11 protein-coding genes are annotated in these 16,653 nt (G+C 69.1%); 9 read left to right on the top strand and 2 right to left on the bottom strand.

Annotated elements, in window-relative coordinates:
• The first annotated feature begins 40 nt into the window (after positions 1 to 40).
• The 5 genes from M6D93_RS17865 (at position 41) to topA (ending at position 8,491) form a co-directional block, all read left to right on the top strand.
• Positions 41 to 2,467 carry a sodium-translocating pyrophosphatase gene (locus M6D93_RS17865; RefSeq protein WP_249771344.1) on the top strand — a complete coding sequence of 809 codons (2,427 nt, stop codon included), beginning with the start codon at positions 41 to 43 and terminating at the stop codon, positions 2,465 to 2,467.
• A gap of 224 nt (positions 2,468 to 2,691) precedes the next feature.
• Entirely contained in the window at positions 2,692 to 3,264 is a 573-nt protein-coding gene (locus M6D93_RS17860) for a hypothetical protein (RefSeq protein WP_249771342.1), read from the top strand.
• Positions 3,265 to 3,421: 157 nt separating this feature from the next.
• On the top strand, positions 3,422 to 3,889 hold the full coding sequence (locus M6D93_RS17855; RefSeq protein WP_430667246.1) for a gluconokinase: 468 nt from the start codon (positions 3,422 to 3,424) through the stop codon (positions 3,887 to 3,889).
• Positions 3,889 to 5,400: a GntP family permease gene (locus M6D93_RS17850; RefSeq protein WP_249771338.1), complete on the top strand. Its 1,512-nt coding sequence runs from the start codon at positions 3,889 to 3,891 to the stop codon at positions 5,398 to 5,400. Before M6D93_RS17855 ends, M6D93_RS17850 begins: the two co-directional genes overlap by 1 nt.
• 274 nt (positions 5,401 to 5,674) lie before the next feature.
• Positions 5,675 to 8,491, top strand: a complete 2,817-nt coding sequence (gene topA / locus M6D93_RS17845; protein ID WP_249771336.1) for a type I DNA topoisomerase — start codon at positions 5,675 to 5,677, stop codon at positions 8,489 to 8,491.
• A 12-nt stretch (positions 8,492 to 8,503) separates the two neighbouring features.
• Here topA and M6D93_RS17840 read toward each other — a convergent pair whose 3' ends face one another.
• On the bottom strand, positions 8,504 to 9,421 hold the full coding sequence (locus M6D93_RS17840) for a methyltransferase domain-containing protein (RefSeq protein WP_249771334.1): 918 nt from the start codon (positions 9,419 to 9,421) through the stop codon (positions 8,504 to 8,506).
• Between the two features lie 362 nt (positions 9,422 to 9,783).
• Between M6D93_RS17840 and tmk the strand changes: the two genes are divergently transcribed.
• From tmk to M6D93_RS17825, 3 genes are read left to right on the top strand one after another with little or no spacing between them, the layout of a single operon-like run.
• Positions 9,784 to 11,910: a dTMP kinase gene (tmk, locus tag M6D93_RS17835; RefSeq protein WP_430667245.1), complete on the top strand. Its 2,127-nt coding sequence runs from the start codon at positions 9,784 to 9,786 to the stop codon at positions 11,908 to 11,910.
• Complete coding sequence (locus M6D93_RS17830; RefSeq protein ID WP_249771330.1) at positions 11,907 to 13,142, top strand: DNA polymerase III subunit delta'; 1,236 nt, start codon at positions 11,907 to 11,909, stop codon at positions 13,140 to 13,142. Before tmk ends, M6D93_RS17830 begins: the two co-directional genes overlap by 4 nt.
• A 53-nt stretch (positions 13,143 to 13,195) precedes the next feature.
• Positions 13,196 to 14,074, top strand: coding sequence for a PSP1 domain-containing protein (locus M6D93_RS17825; RefSeq protein ID WP_347343507.1), 879 nt, complete (start codon positions 13,196 to 13,198; stop codon positions 14,072 to 14,074).
• Positions 14,075 to 14,183: 109 nt separating this feature from the next.
• Here the strand turns inward: M6D93_RS17825 and M6D93_RS17820 are convergent, their stop codons facing one another.
• Entirely contained in the window at positions 14,184 to 15,410 is a 1,227-nt protein-coding gene (locus M6D93_RS17820) for a bifunctional glycosyltransferase family 2/GtrA family protein (RefSeq protein WP_249771328.1), read from the bottom strand.
• Positions 15,411 to 15,649: 239 nt separating this feature from the next.
• Here M6D93_RS17820 and M6D93_RS17815 point away from each other — a divergent pair, with 239 nt between their 5' ends.
• Complete coding sequence (locus M6D93_RS17815; RefSeq protein WP_249771326.1) at positions 15,650 to 16,606, top strand: type IV toxin-antitoxin system AbiEi family antitoxin domain-containing protein; 957 nt, start codon at positions 15,650 to 15,652, stop codon at positions 16,604 to 16,606.
• Positions 16,607 to 16,653: the final 47 nt, after the last annotated feature.

The following is a 16,653-nucleotide window of genomic DNA, read 5'->3' as shown; positions in this document are numbered from 1 at the left end:
GCCTTGCTCTCAATGTCGAAGGCTGAAGGAGTACCGGAATATGGCTCTATCCCACCCGCTGTCCCATCACGTATCGGCCCCGTCGTCCGGAAGATCCGTCCGCACCCTGGCCGATACGGCGTTTTCCGGGGGCGACCGCACCCTGGTCGCCGTCGTGGGACTGGTGGCGCTCGTGGCCCTTGGCTTCGGCTACGTCCTCATGAAGGAAGTTCTGTCCGCCGACGAGGGCACGCCGAAGATGAAGGAGATCGCCGAAGCTGTCCAGGAAGGTGCTCAGGCCTATCTGGCGCGCCAGTTCCGCACCCTGTCCGTCGTCGTCGCGGTCGTCTTCGTGCTGCTGTTCTTCCTGCCCGCCGACGACACCGGCCAGCGCATCGCACGCTCGGCCTTCTTCATCGTCGGCGCCGTGTTCTCGGCGACGATCGGCTACCTCGGCATGTGGCTGGCCACCCGGGCCAACCTTCGGGTCGCGGCTGCTGCCAACAACGAGGGCCGAGAGCGTGCCATGCGGATCGCGTTCCGCACCGGCGGCACCGTCGGCATGGCCACGGTCGGCCTGGGCCTGCTCGGTGCCTCGATCGTGGTCTTCGTCTTCACCGATCACGCTCCGAAGGTCCTTGAAGGCTTCGGCTTCGGTGCCGCCACCCTGGCCATGTTCATGCGTGTCGGCGGCGGCATCTTCACCAAGGCCGCGGACGTCGGCGCTGACCTGGTCGGCAAGGTAGAGGCCGGCATCCCCGAGGACGACCCCCGCAATGCCGCGACGATCGCCGACAACGTGGGCGACAACGTCGGTGACTGCGCCGGCATGGCGGCCGACCTGTTCGAGTCCTACGCCGTCACGCTGGTCGCCTCGCTCATCCTGGGTTCGGTCGCGTTCGGCACCAAGGGTCTGCTCTTCCCGTTGATCGTCCCGGCCATCGGGGTGCTCACCGCGATCATCGGCGTCTACATCACCCGGGCAAAGCCGGGGGAGAACGGTCTGGCCGCGATCAACCGCAGCTTCTACATCTCGGCCGCGATCTCCGTGGTTCTCTGCGGCATCGCCGCCTTCGTCTACCTGCCCGGTAAGTTCACCGACCTCAAGGGTCTGGCGTCCTCCTCCGACGGTGGAGTGGGTGCCGCGCTGTTCGGGTTGGACTCCGGCATCGGCAAGGGCAATCCGGCGCTGATCGCCTTCGTGGCCGTCGTCATCGGCATCGTTCTCGCCGCGGTCATCCTGTGGCTCACCGGCATCTACACCGGGACCGAGCACAAGGCGGTCCAGGACGTCGGGCGAACCTCGCTCACCGGTGCCGCCACCGTGATCCTGTCCGGTATCTCCGTCGGCTTCGAGTCGGCCGTCTACACCGCGCTGGTCATCGCCGCCGCCGTGTTCGGCGCGTTCCTGCTCGGCGGGGCCTCGACCTTCGTAGCCCTGTTCGCCGTGGCGCTGGCCGGTTGCGGTCTACTCACCACGGTCGGCGTGATCGTCGCGATGGACACCTTCGGACCGGTCTCCGACAACGCCCAAGGCATCGCGGAGATGTCCGGCGACGTGCACGGCGAGGGCGCACAGATCCTGACCGAGCTCGACGCGGTCGGCAACACGACCAAGGCGATCACCAAGGGCATCGCGATCGCCACCGCCGTCTTGGCCGCGACCGCGCTCTTCGGCTCCTACACCGATGCGATCAGCAAGGCGTTGGTCGACGCGGCCACGAAGGCGGGCGGCACCCTGGCCGACCCCGGCCAGTTCGTGACCAACTCCCTCAAGGTCGGGATCGTCAGCCCGAACACGCTGGTCGGTGTGATCATCGGTGCCGCGGTGGTGTTCATGTTCTCCGGGCTCGCCGTCAACGCGGTGTCTCGAGCGGCCGGCGCCGTGGTCTACGAGGTTCGCAACCAGTTCCGCACGCATCCCGGCATCATGGATGGCACCGAGCGGCCGGAGTACGGCCGCGTGGTCGACATCTGCACGCGGGATTCCCTGCGCGAGCTCGTCACTCCGGGCCTGCTCGCGGTGATGGCCCCTATCGCGGTCGGCTTCGGACTGGGGCTCGGGCCGCTGGCCGGCTACCTCGGCGGCGCGATCGCGACCGGCACCCTGATGGCGGTGTTCCTGGCCAACTCCGGTGGTGCCTGGGACAACGCGAAGAAGCTCGTCGAGGACGGCAACCACGGCGGCAAGGGGTCGCCGGCGCACGAGGCGACGATCATCGGTGACACCGTCGGTGACCCGTTCAAGGACACCGCCGGCCCTGCGATCAACCCGCTCATCAAGGTGATGAACCTGGTGTCCGTGCTCATCGCGCCGGCGGTCGTGCAGCTGTCCGTTGGCAAGGACGCCAACGGCGCGGTCCGGGTGACCATCGCCCTGGTTGCCGTGGCTGTCGTCGTGGCGGCCGTGATCATCGCCAAGCGGCGGGCGTCCTCGCTCAACGACGACCCGGCGGCGGCTCCGACCAGCGCGGCGATCGGCAGCTAGCCCGATCGGCAGCTAGCCCGATCTGCAGCTGCACCGGCACGTCCTTCCCACCGTTGAGGTTGCCCTCGTTGTTCGCAACGAGGGCAACCTCAACGCATTTCGGGACGCAACGAGGGCAACCTCAACGGGATTCGGGACGCAACGAGGGCAACGTCAACGGGATTCGGGACGCAACGAGGGCAACCTCAACGGGATTCGGGACGCGGTGGGCCACAATCAGCGCCGTGCAGTTCTCCTTGTTCGGTGCCGAAGCGGCCGAGCCCACGCTGATAGACCTCGACGGTCTGCTGCTGGCCGGCGGCGACTGGGTGCGCACCGACAGCGGGACGGCGGCCCGCCTGTCCGTACTGGTCACCGAACAATGGCGCGCCGAATCGCTCTGCCTGGAATTCGCCCGGCGTGGCCTGGACGCCGACACCGCGGCGGCTCCGGGTGGCCTGATCGCCGTCCGGAGCGAGATCACGCCGACGTTGGTCGCCGATGCCGCGCGCTGGACGCGGGGGGCATCCTTGCGGGTCCCGAGCCCGCTCACCCTCACCCCGTCCGGACTCCGGCTCTGGGCGATCGCCACCGGACGCACCGACGAGAGCGGTTACCTGCTCGGTGTGGCCGACCCCGCCGGCGACCTGCACCGGGCCGCCGGCGCTCAGCTGGCCAAGCTCGGGATGGCCGCCGTTGCCGTGGGCGTCCGGGGAGGTCCCGGCTGGCGGGTGACCTCGCTCAAGCGGCTTCGACGGCTGGCCGAGCTGCTCGGCGAACCTCCTGCCGGTGCTGCCCGCGACTGGCCCGCTCGCTAACCATCTTTCGGCCATCTTTCGCGCATTCTTTCGGCCATTGTGCGGCCCGAACTTTGGCCTGCGTCGGCGTGTCGGCCAAAGTTCGGGCCGCACAATGCGCGAAAGGTGCGACTAGGTTTATCGCGTGCTGATCGGAATCCACCCGACCGTGGTCGTCATGGGCGTCTCAGGCAGCGGCAAGACCACGGTCGGCGGCGTTCTGGCCCAGCAGCTCGGGGTGCCGTTCGCCGACGCGGACGATTTCCACTCGCCGCAGGCCAAGGCCAAGATGGCGTCCGGGCACCCGCTCACCGACATCGACCGAGCGCCCTGGCTGGCGCGCCTGGCCGACTGGCTCGCCGGTGAGACCGAGGGCTGCGTCCTCGCCTGTTCGGCCCTCAAACGTCACTACCGAGATGTCCTGCGCTCTCGCTCCCCGCAACTGTGCTTCCTGCACCTCGCCGGCGACCCGAGCGTGGTGACCGAGCGCGTCGGCCACCGCCATCAGCACTACATGCCGGCCTCACTGGTCCAGTCGCAGTACGACACGCTCGAACCGCTCCAGCCGGACGAGTTCGGCGTCGCGGTCGACTTCACGCTCGGCCCGGAACCCATCGTCGAGCAGTTCCTCAAGGAGGTTCAGTGATGACCACCGCAGTTCACGCCGCGGCTCTCGAGCGCATCCTCGCCGACTCGACCAGCGGCAGCCACGACACCCGCCTGATCGTCGCCACGCTGGCGGCGATCGCCGTCATCATCGCGCTCATCTCGTGGTTCAAGCTGCATCCGTTCCTGAGCCTGACGATCGGCTCGCTGATCGTGGGCGCCGTGTCGGGGCTCGGTCTCACCAAGGCGGTCGCGAGCTACGGAACCGGTCTCGGCGCCACCGTGGCCAGCGTCGGAACGCTGATCGCGCTCGGGGCGATCTTCGGCAAGCTGCTGGCCGATTCCGGCGGAGCGGACCAGATCGTCGACACCATCGTCGGACGCTCCAGCGACCGGGTGTTGCCCTGGGCGATGGCCCTGGTGGGCATGATCATCGGCCTGCCGATGTTCTTCGAGATCGGCCTGGTGCTGCTGATGCCGGTCATCCTGCTGGTGGCCCGTCGTTCCGGGCAGCCGCTGATGCGGATCGCGCTGCCCGCGATCGCCGGTCTTTCGGCGATGCACGGCTTCGTTCCGCCCCATCCCGGACCGTTGGCCGCGGTCGGTGCGTTGAAGGCCGACCTCGGTCTCACGCTGGGTCTCGGCGTCATCGTCGCCGTGCCGTGCGTGATCGTGGCCGGCCCGATCTTCAGCCATTTCGCCGCTCGATGGGTGGACGTACCGGTGCCTGAACTCTTCGGCGCAGACCCGGTCCGCTCAGCTGCCGCCGGAGCCTCGTCGACCAACGGTGCCCAGGCGCATGAGACCGCAGCGGTAACCGGAGCGGTTACCGGAGCGGCTACCGGAGCGGAGCGAACAGCAGCGCCGACAGCGGCGGGCCGGCGCCCGAGCTTCCCGGCGACGCTGGGCACCGTGCTGCTGCCGGTGATCCTCATGCTGGCCAAGTCCGTCGCCGACGTGGCGGATGCGAACGGCTCCGGTCCGGTGCACAGCTTCCTGGACTTCATCGGCACGCCCCTGGTGGCCCTGCTCCTCGCCGTGATCGTGGCCATGTTCAGCCTGGGCGTGGTGTCCGGTCTGGACAAGGACCGGCTGGGCGAGACCGTCAACCAGGCGTTGCCGCCGATCGCGGGCATTCTGCTCATCGTCGCCGCGGGTGGCGGGTTCAAGCAGGTGCTCGTCGACTCGGGGATCTCGAAGATGATCGCCGGTTGGGTGGCCGGCAGCAGTGTCTCGCCCTTGTTGCTGGCCTGGTTCGTGGCCGTGCTCATCCGCCTGGCGACGGGATCGGCGACGGTGGCGACGGTGACCACCGCCGGCATCCTCGCGCCGGTGGCGTCCTCGCTGTCCAACACCCACCTGTCGCTGCTGGTGCTTGCGATCGGGGCCGGCTCCCTGTTCTTCTCCCACGTCAACGACGCCGGCTTCTGGCTGACCAAGGAATATTTCGGGCTCACCGTGGGTCAAAACCTCAAGACCTGGTCCCTGCTCGAGACGATCCTGTCCGTGACCGGAATCATTCTCGTTCTCGGCTTGTCGGTGGTCGTCTGATCGGGCTGCCCGCTGACGGTCCGGCCGTCCTCGCCGGCCCGGGGCGCGCGCAGCCGTCGTCGTCCCCGCCGCCGACGCCCGGCTGAGCCTGCGGGCCCTGCGCAAGCAGCGGGCCACCGGAGTGCGGTACCGTCCGGCCTGCGTCGCCTCGTGTGGAACCGGCCGGTCGGGAGATCCCCGTCGGCGGGACCGCGGTGAGTAAGACGCCACACGCGAAGGCCGCCCGCGACGGCGACCACCAGCTGCCGCAAGGCAGCGCAGACAGGAGAGTTCAGTGCCACCTCAGAAGAAGGCCAGCAAGAAGGCCCCCACCGGCAACAAGCTCGTGATCGTCGAGTCGCCGGCCAAGGCCAAGACCATCTCCGGCTATCTGGGCTCCGGGTACACCGTCGAAGCCTCGATCGGCCACATTCGCGACCTTCCCCGCAACGCCGCCGACGTCCCGGCTGCCTACAAGGGACAGCCCTGGGCCCGGCTCGGCGTGAACACCGACGACGACTTCGAACCCCTGTACGTGGTCAGCCCCGACCGCAAGGCTCAGGTGACCAAGCTCAAGGCCCTGGTCAAGGACGCCGACGAGGTCTTCCTCGCCACCGATGAGGACCGTGAGGGCGAGGCGATCGCCTGGCACCTGCAGCAGACCCTCAAGCCCACCGTGCCGGTCCGCCGCATGGTGTTCCACGAGATCACGCCCCAGGCGATCGAGCGCGCGGTCAATTCCCCTCGCGAGATCGACACCCACCTCGTCGACGCGCAGGAGACCCGGCGCATTCTCGACCGCCTCTACGGCTACGAGGTGTCTCCGGTGCTGTGGAAGAAGGTCCTGCCCAAGCTCTCGGCCGGCCGGGTCCAGTCGGTGGCGACCCGGATCGTGGTCGAGCGCGAGCGCCAGCGGATGGCCTTCCACACTGCCGAGTACTGGGACATCGAGGGCAGCTTCGCCCCGGTCGACCGCAAGGCCGGTGACCCGGAGACATTCACCGCGCAGCTGGTCGCCCTCGGTGACGAGCGCATCGCGGCCGGCCGGGACTTCGACCCGGCGACCGGGCGCGCGTCCACCGACGTCCTGCACCTCGACGAGGCCGGCGCCCGCGGTCTGGCCGCCCGCCTCGACGGGGTCGACTTCACCGTCACCCGCGTCGAGGAGAAGCCCTACCGCCGCCGTCCCTACCCGCCGTTCATGACCTCGACGCTGCAGCAGGAGGCCGGGCGCAAGCTGCGCTGGTCCTCGGCGGTCACGATGCGGGTGGCTCAGCGGTTGTACGAGAACGGCTACATCACCTACATGCGTACCGACTCGACCAACCTGTCGGATACGGCGCTGACCGCGGCGCGCACGCAGGCCCGCGAGCTCTACGGGGACGCCTACGTCCCCGCCGAGCCGCGCCACTATTCCCGCAAGGTCAAGAACGCGCAGGAGGCCCACGAGGCGATCCGTCCCGCCGGTGACTCCTTCCGCACGCCCGGGCAACTCGCGTCGGCGCTGTCCTCGGACGAGTTCCGCCTGTACGAGCTGATCTGGCAGCGCACCCTGGCCTCGCAGATGGCCGACGCCGTCGGTACCACGATGTCGATCCGGCTGGCGGGCACCTCGGTCGCCGACGAGCGGGCCGAGTTCGCCACCTCCGGCCGCACGATCACCTTCCCCGGTTTCATGCGCGCTTACGTCGAGGACATCGACGAGGGCGCCTCGGACAGCGCGAGCGATTCCGACGGAACCGCCGGCCGAGACGACACCGAGAAGCGCCTTCCGCAGCTCGAACGCGGCGACGGCCTCGGGGTGCGGCGGCTGCAGCCGTCCGGTCACTCGACCAACCCGCCCGCGCGTTACACCGAGGCCTCGCTGGTCAAGGCGATGGAGGAGCTCGGGATCGGACGCCCGTCGACCTACGCCTCGATCATGCAGACGATTCAGGACCGCGGCTACGTCTGGAAGAAGGGCGCGGCGCTGGTGCCCTCATGGGTGGCCTTCGCGGTGGTCGGCCTGCTCGAAGGCCACTTCGCCCGGCTGGTCGACTACGGATTCACCGCCTCGGTGGAGAACGACCTCGACTCGATCGCCGGGGGCTCGACATCGCGGGTGGACTGGCTGCGCAAGTTCTACTTCGGTTCCACCGCAGCAGAGGTCGCGACCGAGTCCGGCGACCGCATCTCGGCCCAGGGCGGGCTGAAGAAGCTGATCGCCGAGCGCTTGGAGGACATCGACGCGCGCGGGGTGAACTCGATCGCGCTGTTCGGCACCGACCCGGCGACGACCGATGCGATCGTCGTGCGGGTGGGTCGCTACGGGCCTTACGTCCAGAAGGGCGGACCCGATTCGGACGTCCGCGCGTCCGTGCCGGAAGACCTCGCACCGGACGAGCTGACGCCGGACAAGGTCGAGGAGTTGCTGTCGGCGCCGTCGGGCGATCGGGAGATCGGGCCCGACCCGGAGACCGGCCGCGAGATCACCGGAAAGAACGGGCGATACGGCCCGTACGTCACCGACGGCGAGCGCACCGCCTCGCTGTTCAAGACCATGTCGCTGGAGACCCTGACGGTCGAGGAGGCTGCTCGGCTGCTCACCCTGCCGCGCGTGGTCGGGCTCGACCCGGCCGCCGACGAGGGCAAGGGCGCCGAGATCACCGCGCAGAACGGCCGCTACGGCCCGTACATCAAGCGCGGTACCGACTCTCGGTCCTTGGAGGCCGAGGAGCAGCTGTTCACGGTCACGCTGGAGCAGGCGCTGGCCATCTTCGCGCAGCCGAAGCTGCGAGGCCGCCGCGCCGCCGCCGCGCCGCCGCTGAAGGAGCTGGGCGTCGACGCGGTGTCGGGCATGCCGATGGTCGTCAAGGATGGTCGTTTCGGCCCGTACGTCACCGACGGCGAGACCAACGCGTCCCTGCGGCGCGACGATTCGGTGGAGGAGATCACCGACGAGCGGGCCTCGGAGTTGCTGGCCGACCGGCGCGCGCGCGGGCCGGTGAAGAAGAAGGCCACGGCCAAGAAGGCGGCCAAGAAGAGCCCGGCCAAGAAGGCGGCAACCAAGTCGGCGACCAAGTCGGCGGTCAAGAAGGTAGTGGCGAAGAAGGTCGTGGCCAAGAAGGCCTGAGCCGGGGTCGTTTCAGAGTTTGTGGGCCACCGCGAAGGTGCGGCGGAACGGAAACGGCGTGCCGTAGGGGCGCCGTGGGTAGGCCTGGCGCAGCCGGGAACCGTACTCGGCGCAGAACTCGAGCGCGTCCGGCGTCGACAACGCGGCCAGGACCGGACGGAGACCGGTGCCACGGACCCAGTCCAGTACGGGGTCCTCGCCCGGCAGGACGTGGTGGTAAACGGTCTGCCAGACGGCCACCTGCATCCCGCTGTCGATGAGCAGGTCCAGGTACTGCTCGGGTTCGAGCACCGCGTCGGCGTGCCGGAGCACCCCGCCCAGCTGACCGGCCCAGCGTGGCGACTCGGCGATCTGCCGCATGAGGACGTGCGACGGCGAGTCGAAGTTGGACGGAACCTGCAGTGCGAGCCAGCCGCCCACGTTGAGTTGGGCCGCCCAGTCGACCAACAGCGCGCCGTGGTCGGGCACCCACTGCAGCAAGGCGTTGCTGACCAGTACGTCCGTGCCCGTCGCGTCGAAGTCCTGGGCCCGGGCGAGGACGAAGCCGAGCTGGCCACTCGCGTCGGTGGCGTTGCTGGCGTCGGTGGCGTCGGTGGCGTCGGTGGCGTCGGTGGCGCCTGTTGCGTTGGCGGCGCGGCGCTGCGCTCGCTCGATCATCTCCGGCGAGGAGTCAAGCCCGACCACGCTCGCGTGCGGCCAGCGCCTGGCGAGCTCGGCGGTCAGCTCGCCCGGGCCGCAGCCGAGGTCGGCGACGCGGCTCGGTGAGTCGGCCTCGATCCGGCCGGTCAGGTCGTAGAAGGGCCGGCTGCGCTCGTCGGCGAACCGACCGTACTGGGCGGGATCCCATTTCATGTGCGACCGCTTCTCCTCATCGTCGTCCATCGGGATCGTCGTCCATCGGGATCGTCGTCCATCGGGATCGTCGTCCATCGGGATCGTCGTCCATCGGGTTCCGGCCGTCGGTCCTCGACCGCCTGATGTCGCCTGATGCTGCCGGATCACGGGCTACCTTGCCGTGAGCTGAGAGCCTGCCGTACCGCGACCCCGTGGACTGACAGACCCTCCCGATAGTCTGGCCACGCCGCTTTTCCGGCGGTGTCGGGGCCGCCGACCTAGCGCCGACCAACCGCCGACCAACCGCAGACAAGACGCAGACGAAACCTTGAGGAGCAGTCATCTCAGCCGAAACCGGTCCGCCCGCCGCGGTGCCCGCCCTGGGGGCCGATGGCACTGCGGACGCGCTCGGGTCCGAGGTCGGCGCGAACCCGGCCGAATCCGCGGGTTCGTCGAGCATGGGTGCGATCCGGGCGGTATTGAAGACGACACCGTTCCGGCGGCTCTGGTACTGCACGGGTCTGTCCAGCCTGGGGGACTGGCTGGGGTTGCTGGCCACCACGGCGCTGGCCACCCAGCTGGCCACCGGCTACCAGGCGCAGAACTACGCCCTGGGCCTGGTGCTGGTGGTGCGGCTGATCCCGAGCGTCCTGCTGGGCCCGCTGGCCGGCGCCTTCGCGGACCGCTTCGACCGGCGGCACACGATGATCGTCACCGATCTGGCGCGCTTCTTCCTGTTCGCCCTCATCCCGCTGTTCCCGTCGCTGACCATGCTCTTCCTGGCGACCTTCCTCATCGAATGCATCGGCCTGTTCTGGAACCCCGCCAAGGACGCGTCGGTGCCCAACCTGGTCCGGCGGGAGCAGATCGAGGCCGCCAATCAGCTGAGCCTGATCACCACCTATGGGCTCACCCCGGTGGCCGCGGCCGCGTTGTTCTCGCTCCTGGCGCTGATCTCCCGGGCGTTGTCGCATCACTTCCAGTTGTTCAGCACCAACCAGGTCGGTCTCGCGCTCTACTTCAACGCGGTGACGTTCCTCGTCGGCGCGATCACCGTGTACTTCATCCGCGAGATCTCCGGCCCCCACGCGGCCGTCGCGCCGGGGGAGAAACAGCCGAGCCTCTGGCGCATGCTGCGCGAAGGTGCCCACTTCGTCCGGACCACCGGTCTGTTGCGCGGCTTGATCCTTGGCATTCTGGGCGCGTTCGCGGCCGGCGGAGCCGTGATCGGTGCGGGCAAGACCTACGTGAAGAGCCTCGGCGGCGGCGATGCGGCCTACGGCATGCTGTTCGGCACCGTGTTCGTCGGTCTTGGTCTCGGGATGGCCTTCGCCCCCCGGGTGGCGCACGAGGTGTCCCGCAAGCGACTGTTCGGCCTGTGCATCGTGTTCGCCGGCACCTGCCTGGCGTTGACCGCCGTGATGCCGCACGTGGTGTTGGCGATGATCACGGTGCTCGGGGTCGGGTTCGGGGCCGGGGTCGGGTACCTGGCCGGGATCACGCTGCTGTCCCAGGTGGACGACGAGATGCGCGGCCGGATGTTCGCCTTCATCCAATCGATGGTGCGGATCGTGCTCATTCTGGCGCTGGCCGTGGTGCCGGTGCTGGTCGGCACGATCGGCCAGCGCAAACTCCCCGGGATCGGCGGCACCGTGGACGGCACCCGCATCGTCCTGTTCGCCGCCGGGTTGCTCGCGGTGCTCGCCGGGGTGGTGGCCTACCGCCAAATGGACGAACGCGATCAGGTCCCCGTGCTGGCCGATCTGATGACCTCCCTGCGCCGGGACTCCTCCGGGCGCCGCCGGTGGCGCAGCGGCGGGGTGCTGATCGCGTTCGAGGGCGGTGAGGGTGCGGGTAAGTCGACCCAGATCCGGCGGCTGGCCGAGTCCCTGCGATCCCAGCACACCCCGGTAGTGGTGACCCACGAACCAGGGGCGACGCCGGTCGGCCAGGCGATCCGCGCGCTGCTGTTGCAGACCGACGGGCCGATCGCTCCCCGCAGCGAGGCCCTGCTGTTCGCCGCCGACCGCGCTCACCACGTCGCGACCGTGATCCGGCCGGCCCTGGACTCCGGCCACGTGGTCATCACCGACCGCTTCGTCGACTCGTCGCTGGCCTATCAGGGCGCCGGGCGCACCCTGTCGGTGGAGGACGTCAAACGGGTGTCGCGCTGGGCCACCGAGGACCTCGTCCCCGATCTGACCGTCCTGCTCGACGTGAGCCCGGAGATCGGGCTGGCGCGAGTGCACGGTCGCGAAGGCGAGCGCGGCCCCGACCGGCTGGAGCGGGAGACGCTGGCCTTTCACGAACGGGTCCGGCAAGGGTTTCGGCACCTGGCCGAATCCGATCCCAACCGCTATCTCGTCCTGGACGCCTCCCGCCCGCCGGACGAGCTGGCGGCGGCGATTCACGAGCGGGTGCTGCGGGTTCTGTCCGCGCGTCCGAGTCGGCCCGAACACGGCTCTGGCTCCGGCTCCGGCACCGGCTCTGGCTCTGGCTCTGGCTCTGGCTCTGGCTCTGGCTCTGGCTCCGAGGGTGGACCCAGCTCGTCCGGCACCCCGACCGATGTGGCGGCTGCGCAGTGACCGCGACCCTGCCGAGCGGGTCCGTCTTCGATCGGCTCATCGGTCAGCTTGCGGCGGTGGCCGAGCTGAGCCGGGCCGCACGCGCTGCGGCCGAGGTGGTCGCGGGCCGCCCCGTGCAGCCCGGAGCAATGACGCACGCCTGGCTGTTCACCGGGCCGCCGGGGTCCGGTCGTTCGGTAGCGGCGCGGTCCTTCGCGGCCGCGGTGCAGTGCGACCGAGCCGAGGAACTCTCCCAGGCACCGGAATCCCTGCCCGGCTGCGGCGTCTGTACGTCCTGCCGGGCGGTGTTGCACGGCAGCCATCCCGACGTCCAGTCCGTCGTTCCGGAGGGGCTGTCGATCGGTGTGAACGAGATGCGGGCGGTCGTGGCGACCTCGGCTCGCCGACCATCGCTGGGACGCTGGCAGATCGTGATCATCGAGGACGCCGACCGGCTCACCGAGGGCGCATCCAACGCGCTGCTCAAGGCGATCGAAGAACCGGCCGACCGAACGATCTTTCTGCTCTGCGCGCCGTCCACCCACCCCGATGACGTCATCGTGACCATCCGGTCCCGCTGTCGCGTGGTGAGCCTGCGGATCCCGCCGGCCGAGTCGATCGCCGACGTTCTGCGTGCCGACGGTGTCGAAGCGGGGTTGGCACTGTGGGCCGCGCAGGCGTCCGGAGGGCACGTCGGGCGCGCGCGGCGACTGGCCCGCGACGAGCAGGCCCGCGAACGCCGCAAAGCGGTGCTGGCCATTCCCGCCTCGCTGACCTCGATGCAGGCGTGCTTCATCGCGGCCGAGCATCTGGTCAAGACCGCTGAGGCCGAGGCCAAGGTGACCACCTCCGAACTGGACGTTTCCGAAACCGAGGAGTTGAAGGTCGCTCTCGGGCAAGGCGGCACGGGCAAGGGCGCCGCGACCGCGGCGCGCGGCAGCGCCGGGGCGTTGAAGGATCTCGAGCGGCGGCAGAAGTCGCGCGCCACCCGGCTGCAGCGCGACGCCCTGGACCGCGCCCTCGTCGACCTCGCCAGCTTCTACCGAGACGTCCTACTGGTGCAGGCCGGATCGCGCGTTACCCCGTCGCACCCCGACTTCGCCCGGGACGTGTCGTCGGTCGCGAAGGCGATCACCCAGGCCGGGGCGCTGCAACGACTCGACGGAATCCTGGCGTGTCGCGAGGCGATCGAGCTGAACGTCAAGCCTCGCTTTGCGGTCGAGGCGATGACCCTGGCCCTGCGGCTGCCCTGACGAGACCGATCAACATGCCCGCCCCGCGGGGACCCGGGGCTAGGCTCGCTGCCGTGGGCATGATCTGCGCGGTGACGTTCACCGACAAGGGCCGGCTGTACTACGCCGACCCCGGACCGCTCACCCCGTCCGTCGGCGACTACGTGCTGTACCCGACGTTGGAGGGTCCCGAGGTGGCCCAGGTCATGTGGGCCCCGCAGTGGACGTCGGAGGACATCGGAGGTCTGCCGGTCCTCGACGGGATGGCCTCGCCCGCCGATCTCGAGGCGCTGGCCGCCGCCCGAAAGAAGCGGGCCCAGGCCCGAGTCGTCGCGCGGCGACTCATCCGCGAGCACGGCCTGCCCATGAAGGTCGCCGGCATCGATCATGTTCCGTCGGCCAACCGCACCGTCATCTACTTCAGCGCACCGCATCGGGTCGACTTCCGGGCGCTGGTTCGTGATCTCGGCTCGACCCTGCATGGCCGGGTCGAACTGCGGCAGCTGTCGGCACGCGACGAGGCGCGGATTATCGGCGGGATCGGTTCGTGTGGGCGGGAGTTGTGCTGCGCGACCTTCCTCGTCGACTTCGAACCGGTGTCGGTGCGAATGGCCAAGGACCAGGACCTACCGCTGAACCCGCTGCGCATCTCCGGAGCCTGCGGACGGTTGATGTGTTGCCTGAAGTACGAACACCCGCTGTATCAGGACTTCGCCGAAAACGCCCCTGCGATCGGATCCTGCGTGTCCACGCCGAGCGGGGAGGAAGCCACCGTGGTCGGGCACAACGTCCCGTCGGATTCAGTCGTGCTGCGGATGAACTCGGACGGTTCCCGGACCACCTGTGCGATGGCCTCGGTCTGCTCGTCGCGCAAGGCTCACGATCAGTTCTACGGTGACGGCACGGTGGGTTCGGCCTCGGTGTCGGCAGATCCGGCTGGCCCGTCCGGCTGAGTCGGCGGCCGGCCGTCATGAAAGTGGCCTGCCCCGCCACGGCGTGCACCGAGTTGCAGACGTTTCCGGTCGGCCATCGGGTCGTTGACCGCCGATTGCGGTGAGCGCCTCAGCTGCTGCGGCGGAAGACCCAGTGGCGCAGGAGAACGAAACGCAGGGCGGTGGCGACCAGGTTCGCCACCACCAGGGTGCCTAGTTCGAGCGCCCGATGCGGCCGTGATTCCAGCAGGTGCAAGCCGGCCAGAGCGCCGCTGGTCAGCAACCAGGTCAGCAGGAACACGACCATCCCCTGCGCCTGATGCGACGCGGCTTTGGCCTTACCTGATATACCGAAAGTGAATCGTCGATTCGCGCTGGTGTTGGCGACCGCCGTCACCAGCAGAGCGAAGAGGTTCGCGCCTTGCGCGCCCAGGCCAGGATGGGTGAGGACGAACAGCAGCAGATAGGCCAGCGTGCTCAGCACGCCGATGCTCGCGAACCGCACCAGTTGCGTGAACAGTCGCGGCTCGACGCCCGGAGTGGTCGGCTGCAACGGCTCGCGTCCCAGCTGCGCGCGAATCTCGTTCAGCGGCAGGGAGCCCGTGGCCAACGCCCGTCCGACGCGAGCCACGCCCTTCAGATCGGCGAGCGCGGTGGCGACGATGTCGACCCGGCTGTCCGGATCGTCCACCCAGTCCACCGGTACCTCGTGGATGCGAAGCCCGGACCGCTCGGCGAGGACGAGCAGTTCGGTGTCGAAGAACCAGCCCGTGTCCTGAACGTGTGGCAACAGTTGCCGTCCGACATCGGCCCGGATCGCTTTGAACCCGCACTGGGCATCGGAGAAGCGGGCCATCAGCGTCCCGCGCAGAATCAGGTTGTAGCAGCGGGAGATGACCTCTCGCTTGGTCCCGCGCACCACCCGGCTGTGACGGGACAAGCGCGAGCCGATCGCCACGTCGGAGTGCCCGGAGATCAACGGCGCCACCAGTGGCAGCAGTGCGTTCAGATCCGTCGACAGGTCCACGTCCATGTACGCGAGGATGGTGGCGTCGGTGCTCAGCCACACCTGGTTGAGCGCCCGCCCCCGTCCCTTCTGCTCCAGACGCACGTAGCGGACCTCGTCGATCTCGGCGGCCAGAGCCTCCGCGATGGTGGTGGTGCCGTCGGTGCTGGCGTTGTCGGCGATGGTGATGCCGAATTCGTAGGGAAAATCGCGGCGCAGATGGGCGTGCAGGCGACGGACGGCGTCGGCAAGCCCACGTTCCTCGTTGTACACGGGGACCGTCACGTCGAGCATGCGATGAGTGGATCGGGCGTCGGAGGCAGCGGTGTTCGGCTGCGCCAGCGAGGTCATGCACTCACCCTCGACGGTGGTGCTTGCCAGTCCCTGAAGCAACCCTGTGCATCCCCTTTAAACCACCCCCTTCCTGCATAGTGCGGCCCGAACTTTGGTCCTACGTCGGCGTGTCGCCAAAGTTCGGGCCGCACTATGCACCGTCCACAGGCGAGAGGCGCTGTCCACAGGTGAGAGGCGCTGTCCACAGGTGGGGGGATCGGGCCGTGTGACACGGGGCGCCCCCTGAACATCGAGGCATGGCGGCCGTACCGCATCAGGCGAAGCATCAGTGGGGCACCTTCACCGCCGAGCAGGCACTGCTGGCCGGCTGGTCGTCCTATTCGTTGTGGGCTGCGGTGAACCGCGGCGAGCTGGTCCGGCTGCGGCGCGGGGTCTATCTACCGGCCGCCGACCTCCGCCAGATTCCCGAGCACCGGCAGGCTGAGTTCCTGCTGGGACGCAAGGGCGTGGCCGCGGCCCTAGCCGTACCGCGGGCCGTGGTCAGTCACCGGAGCGCGGCGGCGTTGCACGGGCTGCCGCTCATCGACCGGAACCCGACGCCGTGTGTCACCCTCGAACCCCCGTTGCGCACCCGTCCGGCCGACCTGCATGTGCACCGCCAGCCCCTGGCTGCTTCCGAACTCGATCGCGCTTCGGATATCGCCCTGGCCGGGACGGCCCGAACGATCATCGACCTGACGCGGGAATCCGGTTTGTTGGCCGGCGTGGTCGCCGCGGACTCGGCCCTGCGGGATCGCCTGATCACTGCGACGGATCTGGAGAATGCCTACGCACGGCTGCGGGGCCGCGCGGGCCTCAGCGACGGGCGGGAGATCCTGCGGCTGGCCTCGCCCTTGAGCGAATCCCCGCTGGAATCGATCAGCCGGGTGAACATGCGGGCGCTGCCGGTCCAGCCTCGACAGCAGGTCAACCTGTTCACCCCGGACGGCATTCACCTGGGGCGCGTGGACTTCTTCTTCGACGAGGCGGGCCTGGTCGGCGAGGCGGACGGCCGAGCGAAGTACGACGAAGCGGAGTTCTACCGGGAGAAACTTCGAGCCGACACCCTGCAGCGGCACGGCGTGATTGTGACGCGCTGGGGCTGGAGCACGGCCATGAATCCGCGGCGGCTGTGTGCGCAACTCGAAGCGGATTACGCGCGGGCCATGGACCTTCGCCGGGCCGGCTATCTCGCCAACGTCCGCACCCTCTGAACGCATTGTGCGGCCCGAACTTTGGGCCGCCATCGGCGTGTCGCCAA

The sequence above is a fragment of the Jatrophihabitans telluris genome, assembly GCF_023516435.1.
GTDB classification, from domain to species: domain Bacteria; phylum Actinomycetota; class Actinomycetes; order Mycobacteriales; family Jatrophihabitantaceae; genus Jatrophihabitans_A; species Jatrophihabitans_A telluris.
Note: the sequence above shows the minus strand (reverse complement) of the source record. Positions and strands in the feature narration are given on the sequence as shown.